Source organism: Mycobacterium sp. TH-M116, assembly GCF_057473685.1.
The window spans coordinates 1-4,239 of the sequence record NZ_JBYCLC010000008.1; the positions used below are offsets into that span (position 1 = coordinate 1).

A 4,239-nucleotide genomic window follows, 5' to 3' on the forward strand; every position below is an offset into this window, starting at 1 on the left:
GTCGTCGTAGTCGTCGTAGTCGTAATCCGCGTCGGCAGCCGCGGCGGCCGCGTCACCGTAGTCCTCGGCAGCCTCGGCCAGCGTCATCGCCTCGCGCCGCAACCGGGCCGCGCGGGCACGGGCGCGCGCCGCGGCGGCCACGGCCTCGGCTTCTGCTGCTTCGGCTTCGGCCTCTTCTGCCAGGGCCATCGCCTCGGCCCTCGACGTGGCCTCCGCCGTGGTCTCCGTCGTGGCCTCCGCCGTGGCCTCCGACGCGGCAGAAGCCTCGAACGGTTCGTCCGCCTCAGTCATCGCGCCTGCCGCTCGTCACCATCATTATCGACTGAACTCCGGTATCTCTTACTGTATTGTCCACTGCTAACATCGAGTCGCCAGCGAACTCCGACGAGGATCGAATAGCGGATGACCACCGTCCACCCAACATTTCTCCGCTGCATCGTATGCCGCGGCGATCGATTGCCGAGAAAGATCCTGCCGGCATCATGACCGCTGTCGACTCTCCAGAAAAGATACTCTTCACCTCCACAACCCAAGCCTTTCTGCACAAAGAAGCGCCGCTGAGTCGCGTCCGTGAACTGCACGCCGCGGGGGCGTCCTTCGACGCGTCCTGGTGGCGGCGGGCCGCCGAACTCGGGTGGACGAGCCTGCTCGTTCCCGAGGATCTGGGCGGCGGCAGCGTCTCGGACAGCGGCCTGGCGGATCTGGCCGTGGTCGCCGAGCAACTCGGCAAGACGGTGGCGCCCGGGCCGCTGTATCCGGTCAGCGTCGTGCTGGCCGGTCTCGCCGGGTGCGCCGAGCGCCACGCGCACGCCGCCACGATCGGCTCGCTGATGTCGGGGGAACTGGTCGCATCGTGGGCGGTTGCCGAGCCGGGCCGGGGGTGGTCGCCACTGCAACCGTCGGTGACGGCCACCAAAGCAGGCTCGGGCTACCGCATCGACGGCACCAAGGACCGTGTCGAGGCCGGCGCCCAGAGCGCCCTGCTGCTGGTGGTGGCGCGGTGTGGTGACGACATCCGCCAATTCCTGGTCCCGACGGGCGCGCCGGGGGTGCGCATCGAGCCGCAACGGTCGGTGGACCTGGTCAAGCACTACGCGCGGGTGCATTTCGACGGTGTCGTCGTCTCGGGGTCCGCGGCCATCGGCTCCGCGGACGAAAGTACCGCGCTGATCGGTCGGCAGAGCCAGATCGCCCAGGTCCTGCAGTGCGCCGAGGTGGTCGGCGTCCTGCAGACGGTGTTCGCGTTCACTGTCAGTTGGGCGCTGGACCGGCACACGTTCGGCCGCCCGCTGGCCTCCTACCAGGTGCTCAAACACAAATTCGCCGACATGAAGCTGTGGCTGGAAGCCTGCCGGGCCACCACGGTCGCGGCGGTCGCCGACATCGACGCTGGTGCGCCGGCAGCGGGGCTTTCGGCAAGCGTCGCCAAGTCCTACGTCGGTGAGATGGCCGGCCAGATCATTCAGGCGTGCGTGCAGATGCACGGTGGCATCGGCGTCACCTGGGAACACGACCTGCACCTGTACCTTCGCCGAGTTACGTTGTATCGCTCCATGTTCGGGACGCCCGAGGAACACAATCGGCTGGTCTATGCGTGGCACGCGGGCGCCAAGACGAGCCGCGCCGGCCAATGACGCCGACCGAATCCGTCGCGGAATTCGCGACCCGGGCCAGGGCTTGGTTGGCCGAGAACATGCCCGCGATCGACCCGGATTGCCCGCCGACCGCCCCGCGTGACGACGAGCGGGCCTGGGCCCGGGCGCGTGAGCTGCAAAAGCGGCTCCACGAAGGCGGATTCGCCGGCATCTGCTTCCCCCGCGAGTACGGCGGCCTGGGACTGGACTACGAATACCAGAAGGCATTCGACTCCGAATCCTTCGGTTACGAGATGCCGTTGATCCTCAACACCCCGACGTTGACCATCTGCTGCGCCACTCTGCTCGACACCGGCACCGAGGCCCAGAAGAGGAAGCACATCGGCGCCGCTTTGCGCGGCGACGAGGTCCTGGTGCAGTTGTTGAGCGAACCCGGCGGCGGGTCGGATCTGGCCGGCGTCATCACCCGCGCCGAACGTCACGGCGACCGCTGGGTGATCAACGGCGCCAAGACATGGAGCACGAGCGCGTTCGCCGCCGACTACGGACTGTGTCTGGCCCGCACCAATTGGGATGTGCCCAAGCATGAAGGCCTGACCATGTTCCTGGTGCCCATTGCCCACCCGGGTATCACGTTGCGGCGCATCACCATGCTGAGCGGTTCCACGGAGTTCTGCGAGGAGTTCCTGGACGGGGTGGACGTCGGCGACGACGCCGTCGTGGGCGAGGTCGACGGCGGCTGGGCGGTGGCGTCGCGGCAGTTGTACCACGAGCGCCGGGCGGTGGGGCAGGGCTCGGAGTTCGCCAGCGGGCGCGGCAGTGAGGGCGGGAACGCCAATCCCGTCGACTATGTTGACCTGGCGGCCAGGACCGGCAGGGCCGACGACGAGTACGTGCACGAAATGGCCGGCCGCGTGCTGGTCCACCGTGCGGTGGCCGAGCAGTTGATCGGGCACGTGTATCGCAGTGTCCGCGACGGCGGGTTGCCGCCCGCTGCCGGAACGCTGATCAGGCTGTTTCACGCCGAAACCGTGAGCCTGGACGTGGACACGGCGCTGGCGATCGCCGGTGCCGCCGGTGTCGTGGGGGAGCCCGGCGACGGCTTGGAAGCCGGGTTGCGTTACCTGTCCCGGCAGACCGTCGCCATCGGTGGCGGCACAACCGAGATGGCCCGCAACGTCATCGGCGAGCGGGTGCTGGGCTTCCCGCGGGAATACGCCGCGGACCGCGGGGTGCCGTTCGGCGAAGTCCGGCGCGGACGGCCGCGCTAGCCACGATCCGACTCGGACTCCGTGGCGAAGACGTCGTCGGCGTAGCTGCCGACCACGGGGATCTGGACGAGCGACACAACGTGGTGGGCCGGGCTACCGGCGGGGCCACCAGCACACATTCGCCGTCCTGCCTGCGGGCACGGTCTCGGTCGTCGGCCAGCGCGCTCACACCCGCTGAACCCAGATGGCTGACAGCGCTGAGAGCGATCGCCAAAGACGCCATTCCCGAACGGCTTTCGACGGCGATCTGGGAGTCGTTTCATCGGCGTCGCGGCTGATCTGCGTCTGTGACACCAGCGCTTCGGCCATTGCGAGTCCGCGGCCACGCCCCTTCTCGCCCGCGCGGTAATCGTTCACCTGCCACGGTCGGCGCGGTGTGGAGGTTGGCGTCCAGCGTCAGCCGCAGGGGTCCGGCGGCGTGCGGCGCTGTGCGGCGAGCAAGGGGATCCCGGTGGCTACGTCTGCCCGACCAGGGCACCGTAGCTGTCGGGACGCCGGGTGCGCAGGAACGGAAACGCTTCCAGCCAGTCCCGGCGCTGATCGAGGTCCAGGTCGGCGATCACTATCGCCTCCTCGTCCCGCGGCGCCTGCACCAACACGCGGCCGTACGGGTCGGAGATGAACGACGAGCCATAGAACTTGATCTTGCCCTCGTCGCCGGTGCGGTTCGCCACGATCATGAACAAACCGTTGGCGATGCCGTTGCCGACGATGACCTGCTGCCAGAGCGGTTCGCTGTTGAAAGCGGGGAAGGCCGGCTCCGAGCCGATGGCGCTGGGATAGACCACCAGTTCGGCGCCGTGCAGCGAGTATGTCCGGGCCACTTCCGGAAACCATTCGTCCCAGCACGTCGGCAGACCGATCCGTGCGTCGAGCCCCTGCGGGGTCAGCACTGGATAGGGTTCCCCGTCGGCGGGGCCGGGCCGAAAGTAGTCCGCTTCGCGGTAACACTCGGAATCGGGGATGTGCATTTTGCGCACCCGGGCGACGAGATCCCCGGCCGGGGAAACCAAAATAGCTGTGTTGTAACCCAGTCCGTCGTCCTGGCCGCCTTCGTTTGTCGCTTTCTCGTACAGCGATGTCTGCACGAAAACCTCGCTCGCTCGAGCGGATTCGGCAGCGAACGCGAACGTCGGGCCGGCCAGCAGATCTTCGGCGGCACTGGCCGGGGGGGACGGCGGGGCGAGGTCACCGGGGTAGCGGCTCAGGGTCAGCTCGGGCAGGCACACCAGGTGCGCACCGGCGGCGGCAGCGCGGGCGATGCCGCCGCCGAGGACGCGGGTCAGTTCGGCGTGGTCGGCGCGCCAGCGATGCTGGACCAGTCCGATCCGCAGCGGTGGGCGGTGCGATGGCTTCGTGCGCGTCAGGGACTC

At 68.4% G+C, this 4,239-nt stretch carries 4 protein-coding genes and 1 pseudogene; 2 read left to right on the forward strand and 3 right to left on the reverse strand.

Translation table 11 applies throughout. The features are described from left to right. A partial coding sequence (locus AC2VOK_RS00155; RefSeq protein ID WP_428898667.1) for a hypothetical protein occupies nucleotides 1–291 on the reverse strand: 291 nt, incomplete at its 3' end. 191 nt (nucleotides 292–482) lie between these two features. Between AC2VOK_RS00155 and AC2VOK_RS00160 the strand changes: the two genes are divergently transcribed. Together AC2VOK_RS00160 and AC2VOK_RS00165 are read left to right on the forward strand one after the other, a co-directional pair. Then, nucleotides 483–1,634, forward strand: coding sequence for an acyl-CoA dehydrogenase family protein (locus AC2VOK_RS00160; RefSeq protein ID WP_343709165.1), 1,152 nt, complete (start codon nucleotides 483–485; stop codon nucleotides 1,632–1,634). Beyond that, entirely contained in the window at nucleotides 1,631–2,866 is a 1,236-nt protein-coding gene (locus tag AC2VOK_RS00165) for an acyl-CoA dehydrogenase family protein (RefSeq protein ID WP_343709166.1), read from the forward strand. Before AC2VOK_RS00160 ends, AC2VOK_RS00165 begins: the two co-directional genes overlap by 4 nt. Here the strand turns inward: AC2VOK_RS00165 and AC2VOK_RS00170 are convergent. Together AC2VOK_RS00170 and AC2VOK_RS00175 are read right to left on the reverse strand one after the other, a co-directional pair. Then, a pseudogene (locus AC2VOK_RS00170) lies at nucleotides 2,863–3,217 on the reverse strand (STAS domain-containing protein); the annotation flags it as partial. The gene AC2VOK_RS00165 and the pseudogene AC2VOK_RS00170 overlap by 4 nt on opposite strands. A 104-nt stretch (nucleotides 3,218–3,321) precedes the next feature. Beyond that, nucleotides 3,322–4,239, reverse strand: a 918-nt coding sequence (locus tag AC2VOK_RS00175; RefSeq protein ID WP_428898668.1) for a nitrilase-related carbon-nitrogen hydrolase, incomplete at its 5' end; no start/stop codon positions are given.